Raw genomic sequence first — 24,697 nt, 5'->3', positions numbered from 1 at the left:
AAGTTTATGAGAGATATTGTCACGTCGTTTGGGGCCTGGGTACAGGAGACCTGTGAGAAGGACCCCGTTAAGGCCAGGCGCTGGCTGGCCAGAGGCTATCGGGCCAAGGAACTGCAGATCCGCCACGATCCCCGGCTGAAGGACAGCCCTGCTGCTCGGATGGTGGCGGCCCAGACCATGCGGGCCATGACGCTGCCCTTGGTCCACCCTGAGCGCTCCGCCATGGCCAGCCTGTTCCTGCCCTGTGAGCCATTGCAGGTCATGGGACTCTATCCATACTCCTGTGAGGGTTTTGGCTGCTTTCTGTCCGGTACTCAGGCCGAGCAGTCCTTTTTGCACTACGCCGAGAGTCAGGGGCTGCCGGACACCTTCTGTTCCTACCACCGGATCTTCATCGGTGCGGCGGAGAAAGGCCTTATGCCCAAGCCCCGGTTCATTTTGAATACCACCCTGGCCTGCGACGCCAACCTGCTCACCTTCCGCCGGTTAGCGGAATACTTTCAGGTGCCCCAGTTTGTGGTAGACGTGCCCTATGAAACCGACGAGCCGGCGGTGGACTATGTAGCAGACCAGCTCCGAGAGATGGTCCGTTTTATGGAGAAGGAGACGGGCCAGAATCTAAAGGACGACGACCTTCGGACCGCAGTGGCCCGGAGCCAGCGGAGCATGGAGCAGTTCGACCGCTACATGACCCTACGCGCAGACAAGCTGCTAATCGGGGAGCTCACCGGCGAGATGTTTTCTGCCTTTGCCCTCCACACTCTGCTGGGCACTCCGGAAACCGAGGCGTATACCCGCCGGTGTATCCAGGAGGCGGAGAAGGCTCCTTCTGCGCAGGGGATGCGGCTGGTGTGGATGCACACCACCCCCTTTTGGGTACAGCCCCTGCGTCAGGTCACCGACTACAACCGTCAGGTTCAGGTGGTGGCCTGCGACATGTGCTTTGAGGGCCTGCTGGAGGGGCCCGTGGATGACGACCCCTACCGGGCCATGGCCCGGCGGGTGGTCTGCTCCGCCTTCAACGGTCCCGTAGAGCGGCGCATCCAGCGGGGCATCGACGCAGCCCGTCAGGTCAAGGCGGACGGCGCCGTGTGGTTCTGCCATTGGGGCTGCAAGCACACCCTGGGCGGTGCTCAGTTGGCCAAACAGGGCTTTGAGGCCGCCGGGATTCCTTGTCTGGTTCTAGATGGAGATGGCTGTGACCGCAGCCACGGCGGGGAGGGGCAGCTGGCCACCCGGATGGAGGCTTTTGTTGAGATGCTCAAAGCAGGGGGGAGGTCCAAGGAATGAGCACCACCTATTATATCTGCAAATACACCCCGGTGGAGCTGCTGGAGGCTTTGGGCGGTACCTGCCAGGTCCTGGACGAGATGCCGGACAACTTTTCTCTCAGTGACCAGATGGGGCATCCCAATCTCTGCGGCTTCGGCAAGTCTGTGCTAGAAGCCTGCTTCTCCGGGCAAGTGAAGGAGCTGGTGCTGGTCAATTGCTGCGACACCATCCGCAGCGTCTATGACATTCTGGCCGCCAAGGGTGAGATGGACTTCTTGTTCCTGCTGGACATGCTCCACACCAGCGGTCCCAGAGCTACCGCCCGCACAAAGGCGGAGTTGCTCCGACTGGCCGAGGCCTACGCAACTTATAAAGGAACGACCTTTGATCCCAATCGGTTCCGAGCCGCCTTCCACCCGTCGGAGCGTCCAGATGGCCCCTACCTCAGTGTCATGGGTGGCAGGGTAGGGGACAGGCTCTTCCAGACCATGGCGGAGTCTATGCCGCTGCCGGTGTGCAACGACACCTGTGTCCACGACCGTTTTGTGCCGCCGCCAGAGGGGGAGGAAACGGACCTGGAGGCCCTCATGGAGCCCTACGCCGAGGCCCTGTTGGAGCAGGTCCCCTGCATGCGTATGACCGATGTGACCGGCCGGGAGAGCCTACGGCGGTCGCCCGATCTGCGGGGCATCATCTATCATACAGTGAAGTTCTGCGACTACTATGGCTTCGAGTACTCCAAGCTCCGCAAGGACTGCGGCGTGCCGCTGCTGAAGCTGGAGTCCGACTATACCATACAGAGCAGCGGGCAGCTCCGCACCCGGCTGGAGGCCTTTGCGGAGAGCCTATCACCGGAGACCACACTGACCAGGAAGGGGAGAGGACAAGTGAAGAAGGGATATTTTGCAGGGATCGACAGCGGGTCCACCAGTACGGATGTGGCTATTCTGGATCAGGACAAGCATCTGGTTGCGCAAGTCATCCTGCCCACCGGCGCTGGCGCCGCGGCGGGCGCAGAGCGGGCTATGGAGGCGGCCCTGACCCAGGCTGGACTGAAGCCGGAGGACATCACCGCTACCGTCACCACCGGCTATGGCCGCTCTGCTATCCAGCTGGGTGACAAGTCGATCACCGAGATCACCTGTCATGCCAAGGGTGCCTTCTTCCTGGACCCCACGGTGCGCACAATCATCGACATCGGCGGTCAGGACAGCAAGGTCATTCGGGTGGACGAGACCGGCAACGTGGTGAATTTTATCATGAACGACAAGTGTGCCGCTGGAACTGGCCGTTTTCTGGAGCTCATGGCCCGGACCCTGGAGCTCTCGCTGGATGAGATGAGCACCGCTGGTCTGAGCTGGAAAGAGGACATTACCATCTCCAGCATGTGTACTGTCTTCGCTGAGTCGGAGGTGGTCTCCCTCATCGCCCAGAACAAGAGCACCGCCGACATTATCCACGGTCTCAATGAGGCGGTGGCGGCCAAGACTTGCGCCCTGTGCAAGCGGCTGGGCGGGGAGCCCACTTATATGATGACGGGCGGCGTCTCCAAGAACAAGGGCGTAGCGGAAGCCATCCAGCGCCTTTTGGGTGCACCCCTACAAATCTCTAGTGAGGCACAGCTCAACGGTGCTTTAGGTGCGGCCCTGTTTGCCTTGGAACTATCATAACAATATAATGGAGTTCTGGGCCTAAGATCAGTCAGATCCACACCGCCTATCCGGAGTCTGTCACGCCGCCGACTGCGCCGCCCTCCGGTAGCAGTTACGGTGGTGGTGGCGGCTCTAGTGAAGGTTCCAGAAATGTGACGGTTGTACCAGAATAACAATAAAAGAGCAGGCGGCGCGGAAATATTCCGCACCGCCTGTGCCATTTCTCAGCGATCGAAAGCTGGATTAGTAAAGTAGACGTTCTTCTGGTCCATTTTCTCCTTGGCCAGGCGCACTGCCTCGCCAAAGCGCTGGAAGTGGACGATCTCCCGCTCCCGGAGGAAACGGATGACGTCATTGACGTCGGGATCGTCGCTGAGACGGAGAATGTTGTCATAGGTGACCCGGGCCTTCTGCTCGGCAGCCATGTTTTCGGTGAGGTCGGCGATGACATCGCCTTTCACGCCGATACCGGCAGCGTTCCAGGGAGCTCCAGAGGCAGCTGTGGGATAGATGCCAGTGGTGTGGTCCACAAAATAAGGGGCAAAGGAGGGGCAGTTCCGGACCTCCTCGTCGGTGAGTTCCCGGGTGAGCTGGTGGACAATGGCGCCGATCATCTCCAGGTGGCCCAGCTCCTCAGTACCAATATCGGTGAGGAGAGCTTTGAGCTCCGGATAGGGCATGGCGTAGCGTTGGCTCAGGTAGCGCAGAGATGCGCCCAGTTCTCCATCCGGTCCGCCATACTGGCTGATGATAAAGGAGGCCAGCTTCGGATTGGGATTTTTGATATGCACAGGGTATTGCAGCTTTTTTTCATAAGAAAACATGTCAGCCTCTCCCTTCGTCCGAATTCCAGGGCCACGGCTCCTTAGGCCAGGTATAGGTCTTGCTGGCTGCAGCATCGCTCCTCATTACAGGACCGTTAGCGGCTGCGTAGGAAGCACGGGCCTCCTGCTCCATAGCGGTGTACTTTTGGAAGAGAGCAAAGGCTTCCCCATCAGAGGGATGGGTGTCTAGATAAAGGGCCAGCTCCTGGACCACAAACTCCAGAGCCTGGAGCTGAGTGAGAGGGCTCTCGGCCACGGCGGCAGCGGTCTTTTTTGCCCGGAAGGGAAGGTCCAAACCAGGGTAGAGGGTGCCACTGCTTAAAGCTTCCATCTGCTCATAGCGCTTGGCGCCGGTCTGCTGGAACGGCACATAGGGTACTGCCAGAGGCGCACAGGACGGCAGAATGCCACAGGCATCCCCGCAGGGTACGGGTTCAGTTCCATGTTCAGGGTACACGGGATGTTCCTCCTCGCTGGATTTTGGCGGCTCCCGCTTTGACGGGAAAACCCGCCATCCCATCCTATGCACCAGAGTTACACTTGGCCCCTGTTTACTTTTTCAGACCGCCTATGGTATAATGGGGTCCGCTCAATGGAGTGTCCCAGAAACTCACTTAGGAGAGAGAGATTTGAAGCGTGAAAATGACCTGGGCAGAGATCCAATCCGTCCCCTGGTACTGCGGGTTGCTCTGCCCTCTATGCTGGCCCAGTTCGTCAGTGTGTTCTATAGCATTGTTGACCGAATGTATATCGGCAACATTCCGGAGATTGGCGACACAGCCCTGGCCGGAGTGGGAATCTGCGGTCCTATCGTAACCGTTGTAGGGGCTTTTGCCTTCCTGGTAGGTGTGGGCGGTGCACCTCTCATGAGTATCAAGCTGGGAGAGGGAGATCGGGATGCAGCGGAACGGATTCTTGCCAACTGCTTTTTGATGCTGCTTGTTCTATCGGCTTTCCTGACCGTTGTATCCCTCCTCATTCGGGAACATCTGCTCATGTGGTTTGGCGCTAGTACGGTTACCTTTCCCTATGCTGACGCCTATATCACCATCTACCTTATGGGTACCGTATTCGCTCTTATGTCCTCCGGACTCAACCAGTTTATCGTATGTCAGGGCTTTGCCAACGCCGGTATGCGTTCCGTTCTTCTGGGTGCGGTACTCAATATCGTGCTGGACCCTGTCTTTATCTTCCTCTTGGATATGGGGGTTCAAGGTGCGGCCTTGGCTACAGTGCTCTCCCAGATAGCCTCCTGCGCCTATGTGCTCCTGTTTCTCTTTGGTCATCGTCCTCCAGTTCGCATCACATTCGGCAGTTACCGCATCAGGACGGTTCGTGCCATCCTAACTGTAGGGTTAACCTCCTTTATCATCATCGCTATGGACAATGTAATGATCATTGCCATGAATACCATCCTCCAGCGTTATGGAGGAGCAGGGGAGGGGGATATGCTGGTCACCTGCGCCACCATCATGCAGAGCTTTATGCTGATGATCACCATGCCCCTGGGCGGCATCACTGGAGGGACCCAGAGCATCTTGGGCTTCAATTACGGTGCCCGCCGCCCCGACCGGGTGCTGGAAGCTCAGAAATATATCGTTCTGATATGTATCCTCTTTACCACCGTGTTTTTCCTGGTAGCCCAGCTGATCCCCCAGGTCTTTGTCCTCGTTTTCACCCGTGATCCAGAATATGTGGCCATGGCCTCCCGGGCCATCCGAATCTTTACCTTGGGTGTGATTCCGTTGGGTGTCCAGTATACCATTGTGGACGGTTTTACCGGCATGGGTGTGGTCCGGGCCTCTCTGCCCTTGTCTTTTTGGCGAAAGGGCCTCTATTTCGTGAGTCTCTTCGTCCTTCCTGCACACTTTGGTGCCCAGGCTGTCTTTTTCACTGGGCCCATCTCCGACTTTGGTGGTACGGCCGTATCGGTCCTGGTTTACCTTCTGACCATTAAACGAATCCTGAACAAGCGGGCGGCACCGGTTGCTATCGAGCCTGCCTGACACATGCCGCCGCCTTTCCGGGCATACACTGCCGGGAGGGGGGGTACGATCATGAAGAAGATGGAGGGAAGAATTTCGCGTTGGTGGGGTAGAAGGACAATCTTCGGCCTGGCGGCCCTTCTGCTGGCCGCCGGGACAGCTTGTCTCCTGCTCCGGCCGGGGCCATCGGTGCCCACGCTGGCTGGGCCGGCTCAGCTCCGGGGTACCACTGTGGTCATCGACGCCGGACACGGCGGGGAGGACGGAGGGGCCGTTTCCCCTGCTGGAACCGTGGAGAGCGGCGTCAACCTGGAGATCGCCCTGCGGCTAGACACTGTTCTGGGCCTTTATGGCGCAGATACCGTGCTTCTCCGCACCGAAGACATCTCCCTCCACGATCCCGAGGCCCAGACCCTGCGGGAGAAGAAGGCCTCTGATTTACGCAACCGTGTGGAGCGGGTGGAGGCCATCCCGAACGCGCTGCTGATAAGCATTCACCAAAATACCTATACTGGCAGCGGCCGCTATCACGGTGCCCAGGTCTTTTATGCCGACGCAGAAAGCAGCCAGCCCCTGGCCCGGCACACTCAGGAGATCCTGCGCCGGGCGTTGGATCCGGGGAATACCAGGCAGGCGGCCAAGCTGCCCGGCGCCGTCTATCTGATGGACCACGTCACCTGTCCTGCCATTCTGGTAGAGTGTGGGTTCTTGTCTAATGCGGAGGAGGACGCTCTGCTGCGTAACCCCGGATACCAGACCAAGCTGGCCGCCGCTCTGGCCAGCGCTCTTTTGTCACCTGTCCCTGAGGAGGGGGCATAGAAAGGGAAGTGGACCGATCTTGAAGTCAAAAACCGTTTTTTACTGTACAGAATGCGGAAACGAGACCCCAAAATGGGTAGGGAAGTGCCCCGCCTGCGGTAGCTGGAACACCGTGGTGGAGCAGCCCGCAGAGCCCAAGAAGCGCTCCACTCCGGCCCAGGCCAGAAGCGCCGTCCGGGGCGTGCCGTTGAACCGCCCAAAGCCCATCCGGGAGGTAGAGACTACCGACGAGCTTCGGTTCCGGACTGGACTGAGCGAACTGGACCGGGTACTAGGTGGGGGAGCGGTCCAGGGCTCTCTGGTGTTGGTGGGCGGCGCCCCCGGCATCGGCAAGTCCACCCTGATGCTCCAGATCTGCCAGAGTCTGTGCCAGAGCTCCAAAGTGCTCTACGTCTCTGGCGAGGAGTCGGAAAGGCAGATCAAGCTCCGGGCCGACCGCCTGGGCGTGGAGAGCGACGAGCTCTATCTGCTGGCTGAGACCGATCTGGAGGACATCTTTGAATCGGTGACCGAGCTGCGGCCCGACGTGCTCATTGTGGACTCTATCCAAACCATGTACCATGGGGAGAACACCAGCGCTCCGGGCAGCGTGGCCCAGGTCAAGGAGTGCACCATGGCTCTCATGCAGCTGGCAAAAGGGCAGGGGGTCACCGTCTTTGTCATCGGCCATGTGAACAAAGAGGGTTCCATCGCGGGGCCCAAGGTGCTGGAGCATATGGTGGACTGCGTGCTCTACTTTGAAGGGGAGCCCCACATGTCCTACCGCATCCTGCGGGCGGCAAAAAACCGTTTTGGTGCTACCAATGAAATCGGTGTCTTTGAGATGGCCGACAGCGGCCTTACCCAGGTGCCCAATCCGTCGGAAACCCTGCTGGCCGGGCGTCCCCTGGACACACCAGGGACCTGCGTTACCTGTGTCATGGAGGGCGTACGACCCATTTTGGCCGAGGTCCAGGCTCTGCTGGCGCCCAGTGGCTACGGCAATGCTCGGCGGACCAGCAACGGCTTTGACTACAACCGGGCTATGCTGCTCCTGGCGGTGCTGGAAAAGCGGGGCGGGCTCATGGTCAGCGGCTGTGACGCCTATATCAACGTCATCGGCGGCCTGAGCCTGGACGAGCCAGCCGCCGACCTGGCGGCCATCATCGCCATGGCGTCCAGCTTTCGGGATAAGAGCGTACCGGGCAGTTTGGCGGCCATCGGCGAGGTGGGCCTGACCGGCGAGCTGAGGTCCGTGAGCGCGCTTGGACAACGGCTCAGCGAAGTGTGCCGACTGGGATTCACACAGTGTTTGATTCCGGCCCGGAACAGCGCCCGGTTCCAGGAGCCGGACGGCCTGCAACTCATCCGGGTGAAAAACATCCGGGAGGCCCTGGCCGCCGTCCTGACCTGAGACGGACCGTAAACGACTAACACAATCAAAAAATATGTAACACCAACAACAGACGATCATGAAATCAACAGCATCAGGCCCAGGAGGCCAAAAAGTCTCCTGGGCCATCTACCGAAAGGGGGGTCTACTCTATACTCAACAAAATAAAAATTTTGTTGAGTTGGAGGGAGGCTATGGACCGAAATGACTATAAATTGGACGCACCCAAGCTGCTGCGGGACTTCCTGGTCTACCATGAGACCATCCAGGGCCATTCCAAAAAAACCGTGGATGAATACTATCTAGACCTGCGTAACTTCTTCCGTTACATCAAACTGGAACGTGGTCTGGTGCCCAGGACCACCGAACTGGACCAGATCTCCATCGACGATCTGGACTTGGAACTGGCTCGTTCCGTCACCCTCAGCGACGTATACAGCTACATGAGCTACCTCAGCCGTGACCGGCTCAAGCACGCCAACAGTCCCTCTTCCGGCTTTGGGCTAGAGCCCTCCGCCCGGGCCCGCAAAATCGCTGCCATCCGCTCCTTTTACAAATACCTCTCCAGCAAGGCCAAGCTCATCAGTGAAAATCCCATGCAGGACCTGGACGCCCCCCGGCTCAAAAAATCACTGCCCCGGTATCTGAGTCTGGACGAGAGCATCCAGCTTCTGGAAGCTGTGGACGAGCCAAACCGGGCCAGGGATTACTGTATATTGACGCTGTTCCTCAACTGCGGACTTCGTATCTCGGAGCTGGTGGGCCTCAACCTAACCGATGTACGCGAGGAGCAGCTACGGGTGCTGGGCAAGGGCAACAAGGAGCGGATGATCTTCCTGAATGGTGCTTGTCGGGACGCGCTGGATGACTGGCTGGCCGAGCGCAGCCAGAGCGCCGCAGTGGATCGGAACGCTCTGTTCCTGACCCGCCGCCACACCCGTATGACCACCGATGCCGTCCATTACATGGTCAAACAACGCCTGAAAAAGGCCGGGCTGGACGCATCCCTTTACTCCAGCCACAAGCTCCGCCACACGGCGGCCACCCTGATGCTTCAGAACGGCGTGGATGTGCGCACCCTTCAGGAGGTACTGGGCCACGAGAACCTGAACACCACCCAGATCTACACACACGTAGACAACGCCGAGTTGCGCATGGCGGCCAGTGCCACACCACTCTCCAAGGTCCGTCGGAAAAAACAACCACAGGCCGGCGGTCAGGGTACGGGCGGGCCGGGCGGCGGCGCGAACTCTGGCGGATAAGCCCCTAAAATGTGGAGATACCGGATCTCCTCAAAGAAATAGGTACTCAGCGGCCGGAAGTCGGCGTCATAGCTATGGGCGGCCACCAGGATATTTTCCAACGTGGGCGGGTCACCCACCTCCACCACCACCGGAGTGTGTCCAAAGGTGGTGCCCCGAAATCGCAGTTGGACAAAATCCGCCGGCTCAATGCCGTCAATGGTGGTCTCTACTCCAAACGGCCCCCTGCTCTCCTCCTTCCGGGTAATGAAGTTATAGAAATAAGGCACACCCGTCCAGGAAGGTGATTTCTGATTGGCGTCGATGTAGTACCACCCATAGGTGGGCGTAAGATTCATGATGCCTGTACCGGCATACAAACACTGGGAGGCAAAGTTGGTACAGTCTCCTCCCAGGTTTTCATAATCATAATAGGCCGGGTTCCGGCTGTACGCCCAGCGATGGGCATATCGGAGCGCAGCCTCCCTGTCATATGGGAGTATAGGCAACGGCATGGCATTCACCCTTTCTCATTGCTGTATCATGCTATGCGCCAGTGCTGACCCGGGCCACAACAAAGGAGAAATGAAACACAATGCGTTACGAAGCAGTGATTTTTGATTTGGATGGTACTCTGCTCAACACTCTGGATGACCTGGCGGCCAGTACCAATCGGGCTCTGACACACTTTGATCTGCCTCAACGGTCCCTGGATGAGGTCCGACAATTTGTGGGAAACGGTGTGGAGAAGCTCATCCGCCGGGCTGTACCAGCCGGCACTGATGAAACACTGACCCTGGACTGCTTGGAGTGGTTCAAGAAAGACTATATGGTACATATGCGGGATCAGACCGCCCCCTATCCTGGTATCCTGAAGCTACTCAAACAGCTGCAAAACAATGACTGTAAAGTGGGAGTGGTATCCAATAAATTCGACGGTGCGGTAAAGGAGCTCTGCCGGGAGCACTTTGGTGGCCTCCTCCCTGTTGCCATCGGCGAGCGTCCCGGAGCGCAGAAGAAGCCCGCCCGGGATCTGGTGGACCTGTGTGTTGCGGAATTGGGCGTTCATCCGGACCACTGCGTCTATGTGGGGGATTCCGACGTGGATATCCAGACGGCGGCCAACGCCGGGCTCCCCTGCCTGTCGGTCTCCTGGGGCTTTCGGAGCCGTGATTTTCTGATGGCGCACGGCGCCTCTGCCATCATAGATACCCCAGAGGACCTGTTCCGCGCCTTATAATGACAAAAAACGAGAGCACTGCGGTTTTGACCCGCAGTGCTCTCGTTTTCATTTTACCGGATTAGCCGACGGATTTCCTCCTCCGGCATGCTCCAAGATAGGAATTCCATCAGGGTCCCTCTGGGGTCCTCCACCTCCGACCGGGGCTCGGCGGCAGCCTCCCAGTGCTCCGCCGTCCCGTATCGGTAGGTAGACCAGTTGGGATTGAGCCAGCGGCCATTGCCCACGGCGGTGATGTAGAGCTCCTCCAACAGGAAATCCATAGCCGTGAGGAGAGTGCGCTGGTCCATCTGGGCCAATTCCCGCAGCTCGCCGGTCTCCAGTCCGCACGGAATGCCCTGGAGAATCTCATAGAGCCGCCGTGCTGGCCCCGGCATGGGGCGCTGTGCTCTACACTGTTTGAACAGGTGGTAGACCTTGGGCGACAAATAGACCGTGCGCTTCCGATAGACTTTGCTGAGGAAGATCTCCTTTTTCTCAATCAGCTCCACAGCGTCAGCCCAGGAGCAGCCAATATCCTCCAGACAGCGCAGGTGGATGTCGGTGTTGCAAGCCAGGATACCGGTGGCATTCAGATAATGCTTCAACTGGGCTGCGCTCATGGCGGCCTCCCCCTCTTTTCATGTTAAAGAAAGGGGGAGGCGCTGTGCGCCTCCCTCCTTCTACGTTTGAAATTTATAGATCAGGCCTTGCCATCGCAGCCAAGCACGTCCACGATCTTGTGGGCCACCAGAGCCTTGATGTTGGCGCGGGCGGGCTTCAGGTACTCGCGGGGGTCGAACTTGTCAGGATGCTCATTGAAGAACTGACGGATAGTGCCGGTCATGGCCAGACGCAGGTCGGAGTCGATGTTAATCTTACACACGGACATGGAAGCGGCCTTGCGCAGCTGCTCCTCGGGGATGCCCACGGCGTCGGGCATCTTTCCACCATTCTCGTTAATCATCTTCACATACTCCTGGGGCACGCTGGAGGAGCCGTGGAGCACAATGGGGAAGCCGGGCAGGCGCTTAGAGACCTCCTCCAGCACGTCGAAGCGCAACGGAGGGGGAACCAGGACGCCCTTCTCATTCCGGGTGCACTGCTCGGGGGTGAACTTATAGGCGCCGTGGCTGGTGCCGATGGCGATGGCCAGAGAGTCACAGCCGGTCTTGGAGACGAACTCCTCCACCTCTTCGGGACGGGTGTAAGAAGCGGCATGGGCGGCCACCTTCACATCGTCCTCAATGCCAGCCAGGGTGCCCAGTTCGGCCTCCACCACCACGCCGTGGTCGTGGGCGTACTCGACCACCTTCTTGGTGATCTCCACATTCTCCTCGAAAGGCTTGGAGGAGGCGTCGATCATGACGGAGGTAAAGCCTCCGTCGATGCAGGACTTACAGGTCTCAAAGTCTGGACCGTGATCCAGGTGGAGCACGATGGGGATGTTGGGGCACTCGATAACAGCAGCCTCCACCAGCTTCACCAGATAGGTGTGGTTGGCGTAGGCACGGGCACCCTTGGACACCTGGAGGATCAGGGGGGCGTTTAGGTCACGGGCGGCCTCAGTAATGCCCTGCACGATCTCCATGTTATTGACGTTGAACGCGCCGATGGCATAACCACCGTTGTAGGCCTTCTCGAACATTTCCTTGGAAGTGACCAGAGGCATACGACTCATCTCCTTAAATCATTGTTCAGGAAAAGAGGAAGCACTCCCCTTCTCTTTTCAACATTGATTTTACCAGCAACAGTTGATAAATGCAAGAGGTTATGATATTATATTCCAGGCGAAACAGCTTTCAGATGAAAGTTTTTTCGAGAAAGCAGATAAAATTCATGATTGGAGGACCAAACATGAGCGAACTTCGAGGAGCATGTATCATCGGCCAGTCCGGCGGTCCTACGTCGGTCATCAACGCCAGCGCACAGGGTGCCATCCAGGCGGCCCTAAAGGCGGACTGCATCACCAGAGTGCTGGGTGCCGCCCACGGTATCAAGGGTGTGCTGGACGATAAGCTCTATGACATGGGCCAGGAGGACCCCGCCGAGCTGGAGCTGCTCCAGAATACCCCCTCCTCCGCCCTGGGCTCCTGCCGGTACAAACTGGCTGACCCCGACAAGGACGACACCGATTATCAGCGCATCCTGGAGATCTTTAAGAAGTATGATGTCCACTACTTCTTCTACAACGGCGGCAATGACTCCATGGACACCTGCAACAAGATCTCCAAGTATATGCAGAAGGTGGGTTACGAGTGCCGCATCATGGGTATCCCCAAGACCATTGACAACGACCTCAACGGCACCGATCACTGCCCCGGCTTCGCCAGCGCCGCCAAGTATATCGCCACCTCCTGCGCTGAGGTGTGGCAGGACGCTCATGTTTATGACACCGGCATGGTGACCGTCATCGAGATTATGGGCCGTCACGCCGGCTGGCTGGCCGCCTCCGCCGCCTTGGCTTCTCTCACCGGCTGCGGCCCCGACCTTCTTTACCTGCCCGAGGTGGACTTCGACATGGACAAGTTCATCGCCGATGTCACTGATATCTACAACAAGACCGGTAAGTGCTTGGTGGCTGTGTCGGAGGGCATCCACTACGCCGACGGTCGCTTCGTTTCCGAGGCGGAGACCTCTGCCACTGACGGCTTCGGCCATGCCCAGCTGGGTGGTCTGGCCGTAAAGCTGGCCGACATCATCAAGCAGAAGACCGGCGCCAAGGTCCGTGGCATCGAGCTCTCCCTCCTCCAGCGCTGTGGCGCCCACCTGGCCTCCCACGTGGACGTGGCAGAGGCCAAAATGGCCGGCCGCGTAGCCGTGGAGGCCGCCGTGGCTGGCAACACCGACAAGATGGTGGCCTTCAAGTGCACCCGTGACGGTGGCAAGTACACCTGTGAGACAGTGCTGGAGCCCCTGGACATCGTGGCTAACTTTGAGAAGAAGGTACCCCGGGAGTGGATCAACGCCGCCGGCAACGGTGTAGAGCAGGCCTTCATTGACTATGCTCTGCCCCTCATCCAGGGCGAACCTGACCGTCCCAAGGAGAGCGCGCTCCCTCGCTTTGCCCGCCTGAAGAAAGTCCTTACCACCGATATGTAATCAATATAGAAAATGGCGCTCTGTATGATGCAGAGCGCCATTTTTCTATATATGTGCCTCATCCTGCCAGAGCACGCTGTATTCTCCAGATGGTAGAAGCTCATAGAGCGCCTCGGCATCGGCATCCAGCAGTTCCCGGTGCCCCCCGTCCCCCTCATAGCAAACACAGGTACCGCAGGAGGAGCTCAGGGCTCTGGGCACCGGCATCATCCGCGTTTTGTATCCGGCACTCCGGAGCCGTTTGCTGCTCAGTTGAGCACTGAGGTGGGTATAGAAGGTGGCCACATAGACGCTCATGACTTTCGGGTGAGCACCAGGGTGTATTCGTCATCGTCCGCCGGACGGACCTCCACCTCATAGCCGTTGTTGCCGGCAAACCGTGTGACATTCTCCACGGAACAGGGGTTGTCCAACAGCACCTCCAACTGCTGTGGAGTTCCATCCTTCACCGCCTTCTGCACCATGACCACCGGCATGGGGCAGGCGTATCCTCTGGCATCGATCATGCTTTCTCCTCCTTATGCAGATTGACAAACGAGATGACTGCCAGCAGCACCAGGCAGATCACCACACCGATGCGTCCGGCCATGCCCACTCCGCCGGGGGTGAATACGCCGTCCGTCATGGCATCGGCGTTGCCGGCCATGCCGAAGTTGTGGGAGAGTGCGGCACCCACCATCATACCCAGGACGGTGACCGCGCTGTCGCCATTGCCCTCCCCCGCCAGGATGAGCTGCCGCAGGGGACAACCGCCCAGCAGGATGGAGCCCCAGCCAGCGGCTGCCATGCCCAGAAAACTCCAGAGATAGTCGTGATGGGCCACCGGCTGCACTGCCAGACCCGGCTGGAAGCTGCCCCGCAGGAGGTTCCCAACCAGCACCACCAGGAAAATAGCGACAAAGCCGCTGAGCAGGTGGAAATCCCGGAAGAGCACGGTATCCCGGATGCCTCCGGCCATGCACAGGCGGCTCTTCTGTGCCAGAGCGCCGCAGATCAGCCCGGCACACAGAGCAATGGCCCAAAAGGCGTGGCTGGCGCCGGGCCCCTCCTGAGAGAACCTCAGCAGTCCGGGAGCCAACAGCAGCAGGAGCAACAGTCCCACCATAATGCCGGGCAGGACAAAGCCTTCCGGCTTTTTCACTTTGTAGGCCCGGCCCAGGGAGAAGCCCTTCTTCAGACAGGCCACACCGGCCAGGATACCTGCCACAAAGCCGAGAAGACCTGCAATGGCGGTCACGTCTCCGCCGCCCAACCGCAGGACCATCCGTAAAGGGCATCCCAGGAAGGCCAGTGCCCCCACCATGACAATACCGCCCAGCAGGAAGCGCAGGGCGGGTGCGGAACCAGCCCGAGCCTTGAATTCTCCGCCGGCCAGGGCCATGATGGCGGCACCCAGCACCAGACCAATGATCTCGGGACGGATGTACTGGACCTTTGCCGCGCTGTGGAGCCCCAGGGCGCCGGAAATGTCCCGGAGGAAGCAGGCGATGCAGAAGCCCATGTTGCCGGGGTTGCCCAGAGCGGTCAGCAGCAGAGCCGCCAGCCCCACCACGGCGCCGGTGCATATCACCAGCCAGTTGATTTTTTTCATACACTCCTCACTCTCTTCGCAATTCTTTTGCGAGAATAACGCTAGTCTCATTATACTGATTGCACCGGGAAATAGCCAATCGTTTTTTACACGAAGTGAGCGGGGATCTTATCGTTATAAGCGATTATTGGGCCGATCCCAATCGCCTTCACGTACAAAGCGGCAGAAGCACGTTTCCAGATCCGTGAGGACATGATCCCGACGGGTCACCAGATACAGGCTGCGGCAGCACCCCTCATCCTCCAGTTCGAAGGAGAGCAGACTCCCCTGCTCCAGCCGATCCCGAGCCACCAGCGCAGAGCAGACCGATACGCCGAGGCCGGAGGCCACGGCGCCCAGGATGACATCCGGTTGGTCGATCTGAGCCACCACATGGAGTGCATCCGGTTCTATCCCGATCTGTGTCAGATAGGCGTCAAAGCGTTGTCGGGTCCCGGAACCGGCTTCCCGACAGAGCATGGGTTCCCCCAGCAGTTCTCTTCCCAGCGCGCCCTGATCCCGCAGGGTACGGAACCGGGGTGTGTTTGCGGTGATGAGCACCAGCCTGTCTCTCAGCACAGGTTCATAGAGAAAACGTTCCGAGTCCAAAGCAGCGCCAGCAAAGCCGATGGCTACGCTCCCCTCCTCCAAAAGCCTGTGGACCTGGTCGCTATCCCCTTTCCGGAGACGAAATCTGCACCCCGGCCGTTTTTTAGAGAAGCCAGCCATCAGTCCGGGAAGCAGACATTGGGCAGGCACTGTGGAGGCCGCCAGATGCAGGGTCTCCCCTTCCTCATATGGCTGGATGATTCCTTCCAAGGTGCGGCAGAGGTCCAGGATCTCCCGCGCGACGGGCAGTGCAGACTCTCCCTGCCAGGTGAGGCAGACCTGCCGGCGGGCGTTGCGCTGGAAAAGTGGACCTCCCAGGGCATGCTCCAACGCCTGGACATGGGCGCTGACAGTGGACTGGGTCAGGTAGAGCTCCTGAGCAGCCCTCGTAAAGCTGCCTACCCTGGCCACAGTTGCAAAGACCTCCAGTTGTTTGAGGCTGAACTCCAACATAGGGGATCATCTCTCCTTCCAAAATAAAACAGCGACAGATGAGACCTCTCCGGTCCCATCCGCCGCTGTATTGTCCAGTTTTGTCTTGGTCCGAAGGCTTATTCCACCCCGGTGAGGGTACGCATAACGGTATAGGTTTGCTCATCAAGGCCCTTTTTCATCTTTAGGGCCTCTGTGATGTCGTAGTCAACATAAGTATCACCCTGAACACAGACCACACGATTGGTCTTGCCCTCCGCCAGCAGACGGACAGCTTCATAGCCCATATAAGTGGCCGCCACACGGTCCCGGGCGGTGGGGGCACCGCCACGCTGCACATGGCCCAGGACTGTCACTCTGGTATCCAATGCTGTAGCCTCGGTAATTTTCTTGGCCACGTCATAGGCGCTGCCTACACCCTCGGCCACGATGACCATAAAATGGGTCCGCCCACCCAACCGGGCGGTACGAATGGGTTCGATGACATCTCGCTCAAAGTCAATCTCCCGCTCTGGAACCAGCACACAGGTGGCGCCGCAAGCTACACCCACATACATGGCAAGGTGTCCGGCATGGCGGCCCATGACCTCCACCACCGAGCACCGCTCATGGGACTGCATGGTGTCCCGGAGTTTGTCGATGGAATCTAGCGCCGTGTTGCAGGCGGTATCAAAGCCGATAGTATAGGTGGAGCAGGCAATGTCGTTGTCAATGGTGCCCGGGACACCCACTACAGCCACCCCCCGGCGGGAGAGCTCCAGAAGGCCGCGGAAGGTACCATCGCCGCCGATGCCTACGACACCCTCCAAACCCAAGAGCTTGCAGGTGGCCACAGCTTTTTCCTGGCCGGCCTCTCCACGGAAGTCCTCGCTACGGGCTGAGTAGAGCATGGTGCCGCCCCGTCGGCTCAGGCCGCTGACGCTCTCAAAATCCAAAGGCACGAAGTCTCCGTGGACCAGACCGTTGTAGCCTCGGCGGATCCCGATACACTCAATGCCCATGTGGATGGAGGTACGGACTACGGAACGAATTACAGCGTTCATACCAGGGGCATCGCCGCCGCTGGTAAAGACGCCAATCCGGCGCACAGCATTAGCCATAAGAGTATTCCCCTTCCTAAAAAATTAGACCTTCAGCTCCACATCGCTGCCCTGAAGGGCCTCCGGATATTTGGCCAGCACGGGGGCGATATCATGCTGAAGAAACTCCTCGACCTGTTCCGGGCACCGGCCAATGTACCGCTCCGGCTCCAGATGGGCGGTGAGCTCCTCCCGGCTCATGCCGAAGAGGGGGTCATTTGCAATAAGATCGATGAGGTTATTGGTAAGGCCAAGATCCTTTACATTCTTCCCGGCCTCCTGAGAAAGGACCCGGATACGCTCGTGGAGCTGCTGGCGGTCTCCTCCCCGCTTTACCGCATCCATCATGATATTCTCGCTGGCCATGAAGGGCAGCTCCTCCATGATATGCCGGTGAATCACCTTCTCATGGACCACCAGTCCTGCGCAGACGTTTTCATAGATGTTGAGGATGGCGTCTACCGCCAAGAAGGCCTCCGGGATGGAGATACGCTTGTTGGCCGAGTCATCCAGAGTGCGCTCAAACCACTGGGTGGCAGAAGTGATGGCCGGGTTCTGGGCGTCCACCACTACATAGCGGGCCAGGGAGCAGATCCGCTCACAGCGCATGGGATTGCGCTTATAGGGCATGGCGGAAGATCCGATCTGGTTCTTCTCAAAGGGCTCCTCCACCTCCTTGAGGTGGCACAGCAGACGCATGTCGGTGGCGAACTTGCTGGCGGACTGGGCGATGCCGGAGAGCGTGGCCAACACATTGGCATCCATTTTCCGCGAATAGGTCTGCCCGCTTACGGGCACAACAGCTGTAAAGCCCATTTCCTTCGCAATCTTTTCCTCTAGCAGCTTGACCTTTTCGTGATCGCCGTCGAAGAGCTCCAAAAAGCTGGCTTGGGTCCCGGTGGTTCCCTTGGAGCCCAGGAGTTTCAGGGTGGAGATGCGGTGCTCCACCTCCTCCAGATCCATGAGCAGCTCATTCATCCAGAGGGTGGCCCGCTTCCCCACTGTCACCAGCTGTGCCGGCTGAAAATGTGTAAATCCAAGGATAGGCAGGGCTTTATACTTGTCAGCAAAAGTGGAGAGAGTGTGGAGGACACGCACCAGCTTGTCCCGAATGAGGAGGAGTCCCTCCCGCATGAGGATGACGTCTGTATTGTCGCCCACATAGCAGCTGGTGGCGCCGAGGTGGATGATGGGCATGGCCTTGGGACACTGGGCACCGTAGGCGTGGACGTGGGCCATGACGTCATGGCGGAGCTTCTTCTCCTCAGCGGCTGCCACATCGTAGTTGATGTCGTTGATGTGGCTCTCCAGCTCAGCCACCTGCTCCTCCGTCACGGGCAGACCCAGCTCCATTTCGGCCCGGGCCAGAGCCACCCACAGGCGGCGCCAGGTGGTGAACTTCTTATCCGCAGAGAAGAGATAGAGCATCTCGTCACTGGCATAGCGGGAAGAAAGGGGACTTTCGTATCGATTTGTCTGGCCCATTGGCCATACCTCCAGTCATTGGTTTGATTGTTTCCCCGTCTGTCGGGCGTGGAAACGGCTTATTCCGCCAGGAATTCCTCCAGCCGGTCTAGACCGGCGTCGATGTTCTCCATTGAGGTGGCATAGGACCAGCGGACGAAGTCCGGAGCGCCAAAGCCGGTGCAGGGTACCGTGGCTACCAGGCCATATTTGAGGAAGGCGTCGGCAAAGTCGTCAGCATCTTGGATGGTCACGCCATGAATGGTCTTGCCCAGTAGCTCCTTCAGATTCATCATCACATAGAAGGCTCCCTCTGGCTTGAGGCAGCTTACCCGTGGAATGGCATTCATGCGCTCCACCAGGTGGTTCCGGCGCGCCTCAAAGGCCTTGCGCATCTCCTCTACCGTCTCCTGCGGTCCGCCCAAGGCCACAGCGGCCGCCTTCTGGGCAATGGAGCAAGGGGCGCCGGTGGAGTGGCTGAGGTAGTTGGACATGACCTTGGCGATGTGCTCAGGGGCAGCGGCATAGCCCACCCGCCAGCCGGTCATGGCATAGGATTTGGAGACGCCGTTGATGATGATGGTCCGCTCCTTTACATCCTCTCCCAGGGAGGCGATGCTGGTGAAGGTCCGTCCGTCGTATACCAGGCGGTAGTAAATCTCATCGGCGACAATGTAGAGGTCCTTTTCCACGCACACATTGGCCAGAGCCCGCAGCTCCTCCCTGCTGTACACCATGCCGGTGGGATTGGAGGGGTTGTTGAGGAGGACAGCCTTGGTCTTGGAGGTGACGGCAGCGGCCAGCTGCTCTGGGGTGATCTTGAAGCCGGCGGATTCCTCTGCGGTGACGATAACGGGTATTGCGCCCAGCATACGGACCATCTCAAAATAGGTCACCCAGAAGGGAGCTGGGATGATGACCTCGTCGCCGGGGTCCACCAATGCATGTAGGGCACCATAGAGGGCGTGCTTGGCGCCGCTAGCCATCACGATTTGAGCCGGGGCATAGTCCAAGCCACAGTCTTCTTTTAAACGGATGCAGGCTGCCTTGCGCAGTTCAGGGATGCCGGCAGTGGGAGTATAACAGGTAAAATTGTCCCGAATGGCAGCATAGCCCGCCTCTTTTATGTTATCCGGCGTGTGGAAATCGGGCTCTCCGGCGCCGAATCCGATCACATCGATACCGTCGGCCTTCATCTGTTTGAACATGGCATCAATGGCCAATGTAGTTGAGGCCCGTACAGCAGATGCGATCTGTGACAATTCTTTCATGACTGACTCCTCCCAATCCAGTTGCATCTTAACTGGAAACATTATAAAGTGACCGCTTTGGAATTGCAAGGGCTCTGGGAAAAAAGGCCACACATGCGGAGGCGCCCGCCATCCGGAGACCGGACGTGGGCGCCACAATAGGTGCGTTTCAGGAACGCCGCCGCCCCTCGGTATTCTTCCGGTAGATGAGATAAAGACCTTGGAGAAGTAAGTCGGCGTTATATGTAATGGAGTGCTTGCAGAAATGGAGGATCTCCGGTGCACTGTCACCGGTGGCCACCACAGTAGCGGCAGGCTGGCCATGCTCCTCAATGCGGGCGATCATGCCGTCAATCATACTGGCGTTGCCGTAGATCACTCCGGAGCGCATGGCATCCACGGTGTTGTGCCCGAAAATGGAAGCAGGGGGCTCTACTGAGATATGCGGCAGGGCTGCCGCTCGCTCGGACAAGGCATCCAGGGCCACCAGAACACCGGGAAAGATCATGCAACCTTCATAAGTGCGGTCGTGAAGATAGGACATGGTGACTGCTGTCCCCATATCGATAATGATGATGGGAGTGGGGTATTGATCTATAGCAGCTACAGAACAGGCTACAATATCAGAGCCCAACTGATTATGGAGATCGGATTTGATATTGAGCCCTGTTTTGATGCCAGGCCCCATGAGCATAGGCGCCTTTCCGGTGAGAAGCTCCACCGCGCCCGACATGTGAGCCGTCACAGACGGTACCACACTGGAAATCACTGCCCCAGAAACCTCTCTCAAATCGGCGTGATAGAGTGTAAAGAGGTTCATTAGGCTGATGGCGCACTGATCCCGGGTAGGATTGCGGCTGGTGGTGAGACCGGAACGGAAGCGAAGCTTTCCATTCGGATCAAAAAGCCCCACATTGGTGGTAGAATTATCAATATCGATGGTAAGCACCACAGCAGTCACTTCCCTTCTCCGTCATCACCCAAGATTCTAGCAGAAATCCCGGGGGGATGCAAGGGATTTTACCCGTTCGAGCACCCACTGATGATTTGGATAAGAAAATAATTTGTTGTAAATACAACATACAACTTATGGATAAGGTAATATAATAATACACGTAAAATCTATCTCTTTGGGGAGATCATTTCAATAGCCGGGAAATAAGTGTGGCTATGTGGATTTTTCGATCACCTCCCCAACAGCGCTAGATATGAAGGCGTATTAGGAGCCACAGACTATCGCATAATTATCATTAAGGAGGTACAATAATGAACATGAAAATGAAAAACATCCCCCAGGCAGAGGTGCTGGTTTTGAAGGATCAGATCGCCTACCAGGAAGGACAAGTGGTCAGCAAAACACTGGCGCAGAACGATGCCCTGAGCATCACCTTGTTCTCCTTTGCCAAGGGCGAGGAGATCAGTACCCATGAATCCGGTGGAGATGCCTTTGTTACCTTCCTGGACGGAGTGGGCAGAATCACAATCGACAGTGTTGATTACCTTCTGCACGAAGGCGAGTCCATTGTCATGCCCGCCGGGCACCCCCACGCTGTATACGGAGAAGAAGCATTCAAGATGCTTCTGGTAGTCGTATTTTAAAAAAGGAGCGATTGATGTGAAAGCATTTGTAGATCAGGATACCTGCATTGGCTGCGGACTCTGCTGCGGAATGTGCGACGCGGTGTTTCGCATGAATGACGGCGGCAAAGCCGAAGCCTACCAAGCGGCAGCCGAGGAGAATCAAAGCGATGTGCAGAGTGCCATTGACTCCTGCCCGGTATCCGCCATCCGCTGGGAGGACTGAGCAGTGTTACAGCCCTGCCCCTCTTAATGAAGGAGCAGGGCTGACACTGACATTTATAGGGCTATTGGGGGCTTTCTTCCCCCCACAATAGGCTGAGCCCAATAGGTACACTATGTGACCTATTGGGCTCAGCCTTCTGCGTTTTTACAGGATTCAAATATGCTCCCGGATGAGCCGGCCCATCTCTTTGGTACCAATGGATTTTACACCGGGCTCAGCAATGTCGGGGGTCCGCCACCCCTCGGCCAGCACTGCGTCTACCGCCGCCTCGATGGCGTCGGCCTCCTCGGCACGCTGGAAGGAGTAGCGGAACATCATGGCCACGGACAGAATGGTGGCGATAGGGTTGGCCTTGTCCTGGCCGGCGATGTCAGGGGCGGAGCCGTGGATAGGCTCATAGAGGCCGGGGGCTGTATCTCCGATAGAGGCAGAGGGCAGCAGGCCGATGGAACCGGTCACCATGCTGGCCTCGTCGGAGAGGATGTCGCCGAACATGTTCTCAGTGACCACCACGTCAAACTGGCCGGGGTCCCGCACCAGCTGCATGGCGCAGTTGTCCACCAGCACATCCTCATACTGGACGTCGGAGTACTCCTCCGCCAGGCGGTGCATAACGGAGCGCCACAGGCGGCTGGTCTCCAGCACGTTGGCCTTGTCTACGCTGGAGACCTTTTTCCGGCGCAGGCGGGCCAGCTCGAAGGCCCGGCGACCGATGCGCTCGATCTCCTTCTCGGAATAGGCCATTAAATCAGTGGCCTCCAGGCCCCGGTCCTCGGTCTGGTACTTGTCCCGCTTGCCAAAGTAGATGCCGCCGGTGAGCTCCCGGACCATCATGAGGTCAATGCCCTTCTCAGCGGTTTCCTTCTTCAGGGGACAGGCGTCAGCCATGGCGGGACGCAGGGCAGCGGGACGCAGGTTGGCGTAAAGGCCCAGGTCCTTCCGGATGGCCAGCAGGGCGGTCTCGGGCCGCTGCTCGGCGGGTTTATCACTCCCCCACTTGGGTCCGCCTACAGCGCCCAGCAGCACAGCGTCACAGGCCTTACACTTCTCAGCGGTGCCGTCGGGGTAGCTCTTCCCCACCGCGTCGGTGGCACAGCCGCCCAGTAGCACGTCCACGAACTCAAAGGTATGGCCGAACTTCTTGCCTACGGCCTCCATGACACCCACGGCCTCATTCACCACTTCGGGGCCGATGCCGTCACCCTTGATGAGCGCGATCTTGTAATTCATTTCGCCACACCTCTCACCTTCAGAGAATTGAGGAGGCCACCGGCCTCGATGATGCCGTCCACAAAAGCCGGGAAGGGTGCGGCCTGGAAGGTTTTACCCTGGGTCTCATCGGAGATGACACCGGTTTTGAAGTCTACAGTGACGGTATCACCGGGCTGGATGGCTTCTGCGGCCTCGGGGCACTCCAGGATGGGGAAGCCGATGTTGATGGAGTTGCGGTAGAAAATGCGGGCAAAGCTCTTGGCGATAACGCACTTCACACCACAGGACTTCAACGCCAGGGGGGCGTGCTCCCGGGAGGAACCGCAGCCGAAGTTGGCGCCGGCCACTACGATGTCACCGGGCTCCACTGTGGAGGCAAACTTCTCATCGATGTCCTCCATACAGTGGGAGGCCAGCGCCTTGGGGTCGGGATTATTGAGGTGGCGGGCGGGAATGATGACATCAGTATCCACGTTGTCGCCATATTTATAGATCTTCATTGCCTTTCTCCTCCCTTACAGCTTTGCCGGGTCGGCGATGCAGCCGGCCACAGCGGAGGCCGCCGCCACGGCGGGGCTGGCCAAAATGATCTCGGAGTCAGTGGGACCCATGCGGCCCACGAAGTTGCGGTTGGTGGTGGACACCGCCCGCTCCCCGTTGGATAGCACACCCATATGGCCGCCCAGGCAGGGTCCGCAGGTGGGTGTAGAGACGGCACAGCCGGCCTCGATAAAGGTCTGGATGAGGCCCTGGGCCATGGCGTCCATCATGATCTGCTGGGTGGCGGGCAGAACGATGCAGCGCACGCCCTTGGCCACCTTGCGGCCATTGAGGATATCGGCAGCCTCCTGGAGATCCTTGAGCCGACCGTTGGTGCAGGAGCCAATGACCACCTGCTGGATGGGCATGCCGGCCACCTCGTCCACCGTCCGGGTGTTGGAGGGCAGGTGCGGCAGGGCCACGGTGGGACGCAGGGTAGAGAGGTCGATGACCGCCTCCTGGTCGTAAACGGCGTCAGCGTCTGGCTCCACCGCCTCCCACGGGCGGTCCACTCGGCCCTTGAGATATTCCCGGGTCTGGTCATCCACGGGGAAGATACCGTTCTTGGCACCGGCCTCGATGGCCATGTTGGCGATGGTGAAGCGGTCGTCCATGGTGAGCTGGGCCACACCGTCCCCGGCAAACTCCAGGGATTTATAGAGGGCGCCGTCCACACCGATCTCACCGATGAGGTGGAGGATCACGTCCTTGCCGCTCACATAGGGGGCAAATTTTCCGGTGAGGGTGACCTTGATGGCGGAGGGCACCTTGAACCAGGCCAGGCCCGTGGCCATACCCGCGGCCATGTCGGTGGAACCCACGCCGGTGGAGAAGGCGCCCAGGGCACCGTAAGTACAGGTGTGGGAGTCGGCACCGATGATGGCCTCACCGGGGGCGGCCAGGCCCTTCTCCGGGATGAGGGCATGCTCCACACCCATCTGCCCCACATCGTAGAAGTGGGTGATGTTAAACCGCTGGGCGAAGGCTCTGGCCTGGGCGCAGAGCTGAGCGGACTTGATGTCCTTGCAGGGGACGGAGTGGTCCAGGACGATGGCAATCTTGTCCTTGTCAAAGACCTGAGTGAGTCCCGCCTTGTCAAATTCGGTGATGGCCACCGGAGTGGTGATGTCGTTGCCCAGCACCAGATCCAGCTTGGCCTCAATGAGCTGTCCAGCCTCCACGGACGCAAGGCCCGCGTGTTTTGCAAGGATCTTCTGGGTCATGGTCATACCCATATTTGGTCCCTCCTGT

General features: G+C 58.6%; 26 protein-coding genes. 10 read left to right on the top strand and 16 right to left on the bottom strand.

Annotated elements, in window-relative coordinates; genetic code table 11:
• The first annotated feature begins 6 nt into the window (after positions 1-6).
• Together ACTNBK_RS03690 and ACTNBK_RS03685 are read left to right on the top strand one after the other, a co-directional pair.
• A complete protein-coding gene (locus ACTNBK_RS03690) occupies positions 7-1,290 on the top strand; it encodes a 2-hydroxyacyl-CoA dehydratase subunit D (RefSeq protein WP_441143718.1) in 1,284 nt (427 codons plus the stop codon).
• Complete coding sequence (locus ACTNBK_RS03685; protein ID WP_441143716.1) at positions 1,287-2,942, top strand: acyl-CoA dehydratase activase; 1,656 nt, start codon at positions 1,287-1,289, stop codon at positions 2,940-2,942. Before ACTNBK_RS03690 ends, ACTNBK_RS03685 begins: the two co-directional genes overlap by 4 nt.
• 206 nt (positions 2,943-3,148) lie before the next feature.
• Here the strand turns inward: ACTNBK_RS03685 and ACTNBK_RS03680 are convergent, their stop codons facing one another.
• Positions 3,149-3,748 (bottom strand): manganese catalase family protein, encoded by a 600-nt coding sequence (locus ACTNBK_RS03680; protein WP_441143714.1) that lies wholly within the window; start codon positions 3,746-3,748, stop codon positions 3,149-3,151.
• Position 3,749: 1 nt separating this feature from the next.
• Positions 3,750-4,205 carry a spore coat protein CotJB gene (locus tag ACTNBK_RS03675; protein ID WP_441143712.1) on the bottom strand — a complete coding sequence of 152 codons (456 nt, stop codon included), beginning with the start codon at positions 4,203-4,205 and terminating at the stop codon, positions 3,750-3,752.
• 172 nt (positions 4,206-4,377) lie between these two features.
• Here ACTNBK_RS03675 and ACTNBK_RS03670 point away from each other — a divergent pair, with 172 nt between their 5' ends.
• The 4 genes from ACTNBK_RS03670 (at position 4,378) to ACTNBK_RS03655 (ending at position 9,186) form a co-directional block, all read left to right on the top strand.
• Positions 4,378-5,754: an MATE family efflux transporter gene (locus ACTNBK_RS03670; protein WP_441143710.1), complete on the top strand. Its 1,377-nt coding sequence runs from the start codon at positions 4,378-4,380 to the stop codon at positions 5,752-5,754.
• Between the two features lie 51 nt (positions 5,755-5,805).
• Positions 5,806-6,552, top strand: a complete 747-nt coding sequence (locus ACTNBK_RS03665) for an N-acetylmuramoyl-L-alanine amidase (protein WP_441143708.1) — start codon at positions 5,806-5,808, stop codon at positions 6,550-6,552.
• Positions 6,553-6,571: 19 nt separating this feature from the next.
• Positions 6,572-7,945, top strand: coding sequence for a DNA repair protein RadA (gene radA, locus ACTNBK_RS03660; RefSeq protein WP_441143706.1), 1,374 nt, complete (start codon positions 6,572-6,574; stop codon positions 7,943-7,945).
• A gap of 173 nt (positions 7,946-8,118) precedes the next feature.
• Positions 8,119-9,186, top strand: coding sequence for a tyrosine recombinase XerC (locus ACTNBK_RS03655; RefSeq protein ID WP_441143704.1), 1,068 nt, complete (start codon positions 8,119-8,121; stop codon positions 9,184-9,186).
• Here the strand turns inward: ACTNBK_RS03655 and ACTNBK_RS03650 are convergent.
• Positions 9,141-9,680 (bottom strand): amidase domain-containing protein, encoded by a 540-nt coding sequence (locus ACTNBK_RS03650; protein WP_441143702.1) that lies wholly within the window; start codon positions 9,678-9,680, stop codon positions 9,141-9,143. The two genes, ACTNBK_RS03655 and ACTNBK_RS03650, sit on opposite strands and share 46 nt — an antisense overlap.
• Before the next feature lie 80 nt (positions 9,681-9,760).
• On the opposite strand from ACTNBK_RS03650, the gene ACTNBK_RS03645 reads away from it, so the two are divergent.
• The gene (locus tag ACTNBK_RS03645) at positions 9,761-10,405 is read left to right on the top strand and encodes an HAD family hydrolase (protein ID WP_441143700.1); all 645 of its coding nucleotides are present in this window, start codon (positions 9,761-9,763) and stop codon (positions 10,403-10,405) included.
• A gap of 53 nt (positions 10,406-10,458) precedes the next feature.
• Here ACTNBK_RS03645 and ACTNBK_RS03640 read toward each other — a convergent pair whose 3' ends face one another.
• Together ACTNBK_RS03640 and fba are read right to left on the bottom strand one after the other, a co-directional pair.
• Complete coding sequence (locus ACTNBK_RS03640; protein ID WP_441143698.1) at positions 10,459-11,007, bottom strand: AlkZ-related protein; 549 nt, start codon at positions 11,005-11,007, stop codon at positions 10,459-10,461.
• Positions 11,008-11,087: 80 nt separating this feature from the next.
• The gene (gene fba, locus ACTNBK_RS03635; RefSeq protein ID WP_441143696.1) at positions 11,088-12,056 is read right to left on the bottom strand and encodes a class II fructose-1,6-bisphosphate aldolase; all 969 of its coding nucleotides are present in this window, start codon (positions 12,054-12,056) and stop codon (positions 11,088-11,090) included.
• 185 nt (positions 12,057-12,241) lie between these two features.
• On the opposite strand from fba, the gene ACTNBK_RS03630 reads away from it, so the two are divergent.
• A complete protein-coding gene (locus ACTNBK_RS03630; RefSeq protein WP_441143694.1) occupies positions 12,242-13,486 on the top strand; it encodes a 6-phosphofructokinase in 1,245 nt (414 codons plus the stop codon).
• Between the two features lie 45 nt (positions 13,487-13,531).
• On the opposite strand, the gene ACTNBK_RS03625 is transcribed toward ACTNBK_RS03630, so the two are convergent.
• From ACTNBK_RS03625 to ACTNBK_RS03590, 8 genes are all read right to left on the bottom strand, one after another.
• Positions 13,532-13,771 (bottom strand): DUF3343 domain-containing protein, encoded by a 240-nt coding sequence (locus ACTNBK_RS03625; RefSeq protein WP_441143693.1) that lies wholly within the window; start codon positions 13,769-13,771, stop codon positions 13,532-13,534.
• 8 nt (positions 13,772-13,779) lie between these two features.
• Positions 13,780-13,992: a sulfurtransferase TusA family protein gene (locus ACTNBK_RS03620; protein ID WP_441143691.1), complete on the bottom strand. Its 213-nt coding sequence runs from the start codon at positions 13,990-13,992 to the stop codon at positions 13,780-13,782.
• Entirely contained in the window at positions 13,989-15,077 is a 1,089-nt protein-coding gene (gene yedE, locus ACTNBK_RS03615) for a YedE family putative selenium transporter (protein ID WP_441143690.1), read from the bottom strand. Before yedE ends, ACTNBK_RS03620 begins: the two co-directional genes overlap by 4 nt.
• Positions 15,078-15,191: 114 nt before the next feature.
• Positions 15,192-16,118, bottom strand: coding sequence for a selenium metabolism-associated LysR family transcriptional regulator (locus ACTNBK_RS03610; RefSeq protein WP_441143688.1), 927 nt, complete (start codon positions 16,116-16,118; stop codon positions 15,192-15,194).
• 98 nt (positions 16,119-16,216) lie between these two features.
• Entirely contained in the window at positions 16,217-17,197 is a 981-nt protein-coding gene (locus ACTNBK_RS03605; RefSeq protein WP_130850046.1) for an ATP-dependent 6-phosphofructokinase, read from the bottom strand.
• A 24-nt stretch (positions 17,198-17,221) separates the two neighbouring features.
• Complete coding sequence (gene purB, locus ACTNBK_RS03600; protein ID WP_441143686.1) at positions 17,222-18,661, bottom strand: adenylosuccinate lyase; 1,440 nt, start codon at positions 18,659-18,661, stop codon at positions 17,222-17,224.
• 59 nt (positions 18,662-18,720) lie between these two features.
• The gene (locus ACTNBK_RS03595) at positions 18,721-19,911 is read right to left on the bottom strand and encodes a pyridoxal phosphate-dependent aminotransferase (RefSeq protein ID WP_441143684.1); all 1,191 of its coding nucleotides are present in this window, start codon (positions 19,909-19,911) and stop codon (positions 18,721-18,723) included.
• A gap of 148 nt (positions 19,912-20,059) precedes the next feature.
• Complete coding sequence (locus tag ACTNBK_RS03590) at positions 20,060-20,842, bottom strand: type III pantothenate kinase (protein ID WP_441143682.1); 783 nt, start codon at positions 20,840-20,842, stop codon at positions 20,060-20,062.
• Between the two features lie 314 nt (positions 20,843-21,156).
• Between ACTNBK_RS03590 and ACTNBK_RS03585 the strand changes: the two genes are divergently transcribed.
• Both ACTNBK_RS03585 and ACTNBK_RS03580 read left to right on the top strand, forming a co-directional pair.
• Positions 21,157-21,489 carry a cupin domain-containing protein gene (locus ACTNBK_RS03585; RefSeq protein ID WP_441143680.1) on the top strand — a complete coding sequence of 111 codons (333 nt, stop codon included), beginning with the start codon at positions 21,157-21,159 and terminating at the stop codon, positions 21,487-21,489.
• A gap of 16 nt (positions 21,490-21,505) precedes the next feature.
• A complete protein-coding gene (locus ACTNBK_RS03580; RefSeq protein WP_441143678.1) occupies positions 21,506-21,694 on the top strand; it encodes a ferredoxin in 189 nt (62 codons plus the stop codon).
• 153 nt (positions 21,695-21,847) lie between these two features.
• Here ACTNBK_RS03580 and leuB read toward each other — a convergent pair whose 3' ends face one another.
• From leuB to leuC, 3 genes are read right to left on the bottom strand one after another with little or no spacing between them, the layout of a single operon-like run.
• A complete protein-coding gene (leuB, locus tag ACTNBK_RS03575) occupies positions 21,848-22,924 on the bottom strand; it encodes a 3-isopropylmalate dehydrogenase (RefSeq protein ID WP_441143676.1) in 1,077 nt (358 codons plus the stop codon).
• Positions 22,921-23,406: a 3-isopropylmalate dehydratase small subunit gene (locus tag ACTNBK_RS03570; RefSeq protein ID WP_294510890.1), complete on the bottom strand. Its 486-nt coding sequence runs from the start codon at positions 23,404-23,406 to the stop codon at positions 22,921-22,923. The genes leuB and ACTNBK_RS03570 overlap by 4 nt, the downstream gene beginning before the upstream one ends.
• A gap of 15 nt (positions 23,407-23,421) precedes the next feature.
• Positions 23,422-24,681 (bottom strand): 3-isopropylmalate dehydratase large subunit, encoded by a 1,260-nt coding sequence (gene leuC, locus ACTNBK_RS03565; protein ID WP_441143675.1) that lies wholly within the window; start codon positions 24,679-24,681, stop codon positions 23,422-23,424.
• Positions 24,682-24,697: the final 16 nt, after the last annotated feature.

The sequence above is a fragment of the Intestinimonas sp. HCP28S3_D6 genome (assembly GCF_052065695.1).
Classification (GTDB): domain Bacteria; phylum Bacillota; class Clostridia; order Oscillospirales; family Oscillospiraceae; genus Intestinimonas.
This window is presented reverse-complemented; position numbering and strand designations above follow the sequence as displayed.

What these genes read in the sequence shown, in the direction of transcription:
- ACTNBK_RS03690 (WP_441143718.1), top strand. Translation starts at nt 7, where the DNA reads ATGAGAGATATTGTCACGTCGTTTGGGGCCTGGGTACAGGAGACCTGT.
- ACTNBK_RS03685 (WP_441143716.1), top strand. Translation starts at nt 1,287, where the DNA reads ATGAGCACCACCTATTATATCTGCAAATACACCCCGGTGGAGCTGCTG.
- ACTNBK_RS03680 (WP_441143714.1), bottom strand. Translation starts at nt 3,748, where the DNA reads ATGTTTTCTTATGAAAAAAAGCTGCAATACCCTGTGCATATCAAAAAT.
- ACTNBK_RS03665 (WP_441143708.1), top strand. Translation starts at nt 5,806, where the DNA reads ATGAAGAAGATGGAGGGAAGAATTTCGCGTTGGTGGGGTAGAAGGACA.
- ACTNBK_RS03655 (WP_441143704.1), top strand. Translation starts at nt 8,119, where the DNA reads ATGGACCGAAATGACTATAAATTGGACGCACCCAAGCTGCTGCGGGAC.
- ACTNBK_RS03650 (WP_441143702.1), bottom strand. Translation starts at nt 9,680, where the DNA reads ATGCCGTTGCCTATACTCCCATATGACAGGGAGGCTGCGCTCCGATAT.
- ACTNBK_RS03645 (WP_441143700.1), top strand. Translation starts at nt 9,761, where the DNA reads ATGCGTTACGAAGCAGTGATTTTTGATTTGGATGGTACTCTGCTCAAC.
- ACTNBK_RS03640 (WP_441143698.1), bottom strand. Translation starts at nt 11,007, where the DNA reads ATGAGCGCAGCCCAGTTGAAGCATTATCTGAATGCCACCGGTATCCTG.
- fba (WP_441143696.1), bottom strand. Translation starts at nt 12,056, where the DNA reads ATGCCTCTGGTCACTTCCAAGGAAATGTTCGAGAAGGCCTACAACGGT.
- ACTNBK_RS03630 (WP_441143694.1), top strand. Translation starts at nt 12,242, where the DNA reads ATGAGCGAACTTCGAGGAGCATGTATCATCGGCCAGTCCGGCGGTCCT.
- ACTNBK_RS03620 (WP_441143691.1), bottom strand. Translation starts at nt 13,992, where the DNA reads ATGATCGATGCCAGAGGATACGCCTGCCCCATGCCGGTGGTCATGGTG.
- yedE (WP_441143690.1), bottom strand. Translation starts at nt 15,077, where the DNA reads ATGAAAAAAATCAACTGGCTGGTGATATGCACCGGCGCCGTGGTGGGG.
- ACTNBK_RS03610 (WP_441143688.1), bottom strand. Translation starts at nt 16,118, where the DNA reads ATGTTGGAGTTCAGCCTCAAACAACTGGAGGTCTTTGCAACTGTGGCC.
- ACTNBK_RS03605 (WP_130850046.1), bottom strand. Translation starts at nt 17,197, where the DNA reads ATGGCTAATGCTGTGCGCCGGATTGGCGTCTTTACCAGCGGCGGCGAT.
- purB (WP_441143686.1), bottom strand. Translation starts at nt 18,661, where the DNA reads ATGGGCCAGACAAATCGATACGAAAGTCCCCTTTCTTCCCGCTATGCC.
- ACTNBK_RS03595 (WP_441143684.1), bottom strand. Translation starts at nt 19,911, where the DNA reads ATGAAAGAATTGTCACAGATCGCATCTGCTGTACGGGCCTCAACTACA.
- ACTNBK_RS03585 (WP_441143680.1), top strand. Translation starts at nt 21,157, where the DNA reads ATGAACATGAAAATGAAAAACATCCCCCAGGCAGAGGTGCTGGTTTTG.
- leuB (WP_441143676.1), bottom strand. Translation starts at nt 22,924, where the DNA reads ATGAATTACAAGATCGCGCTCATCAAGGGTGACGGCATCGGCCCCGAA.
- ACTNBK_RS03570 (WP_294510890.1), bottom strand. Translation starts at nt 23,406, where the DNA reads ATGAAGATCTATAAATATGGCGACAACGTGGATACTGATGTCATCATT.
- leuC (WP_441143675.1), bottom strand. Translation starts at nt 24,681, where the DNA reads ATGGGTATGACCATGACCCAGAAGATCCTTGCAAAACACGCGGGCCTT.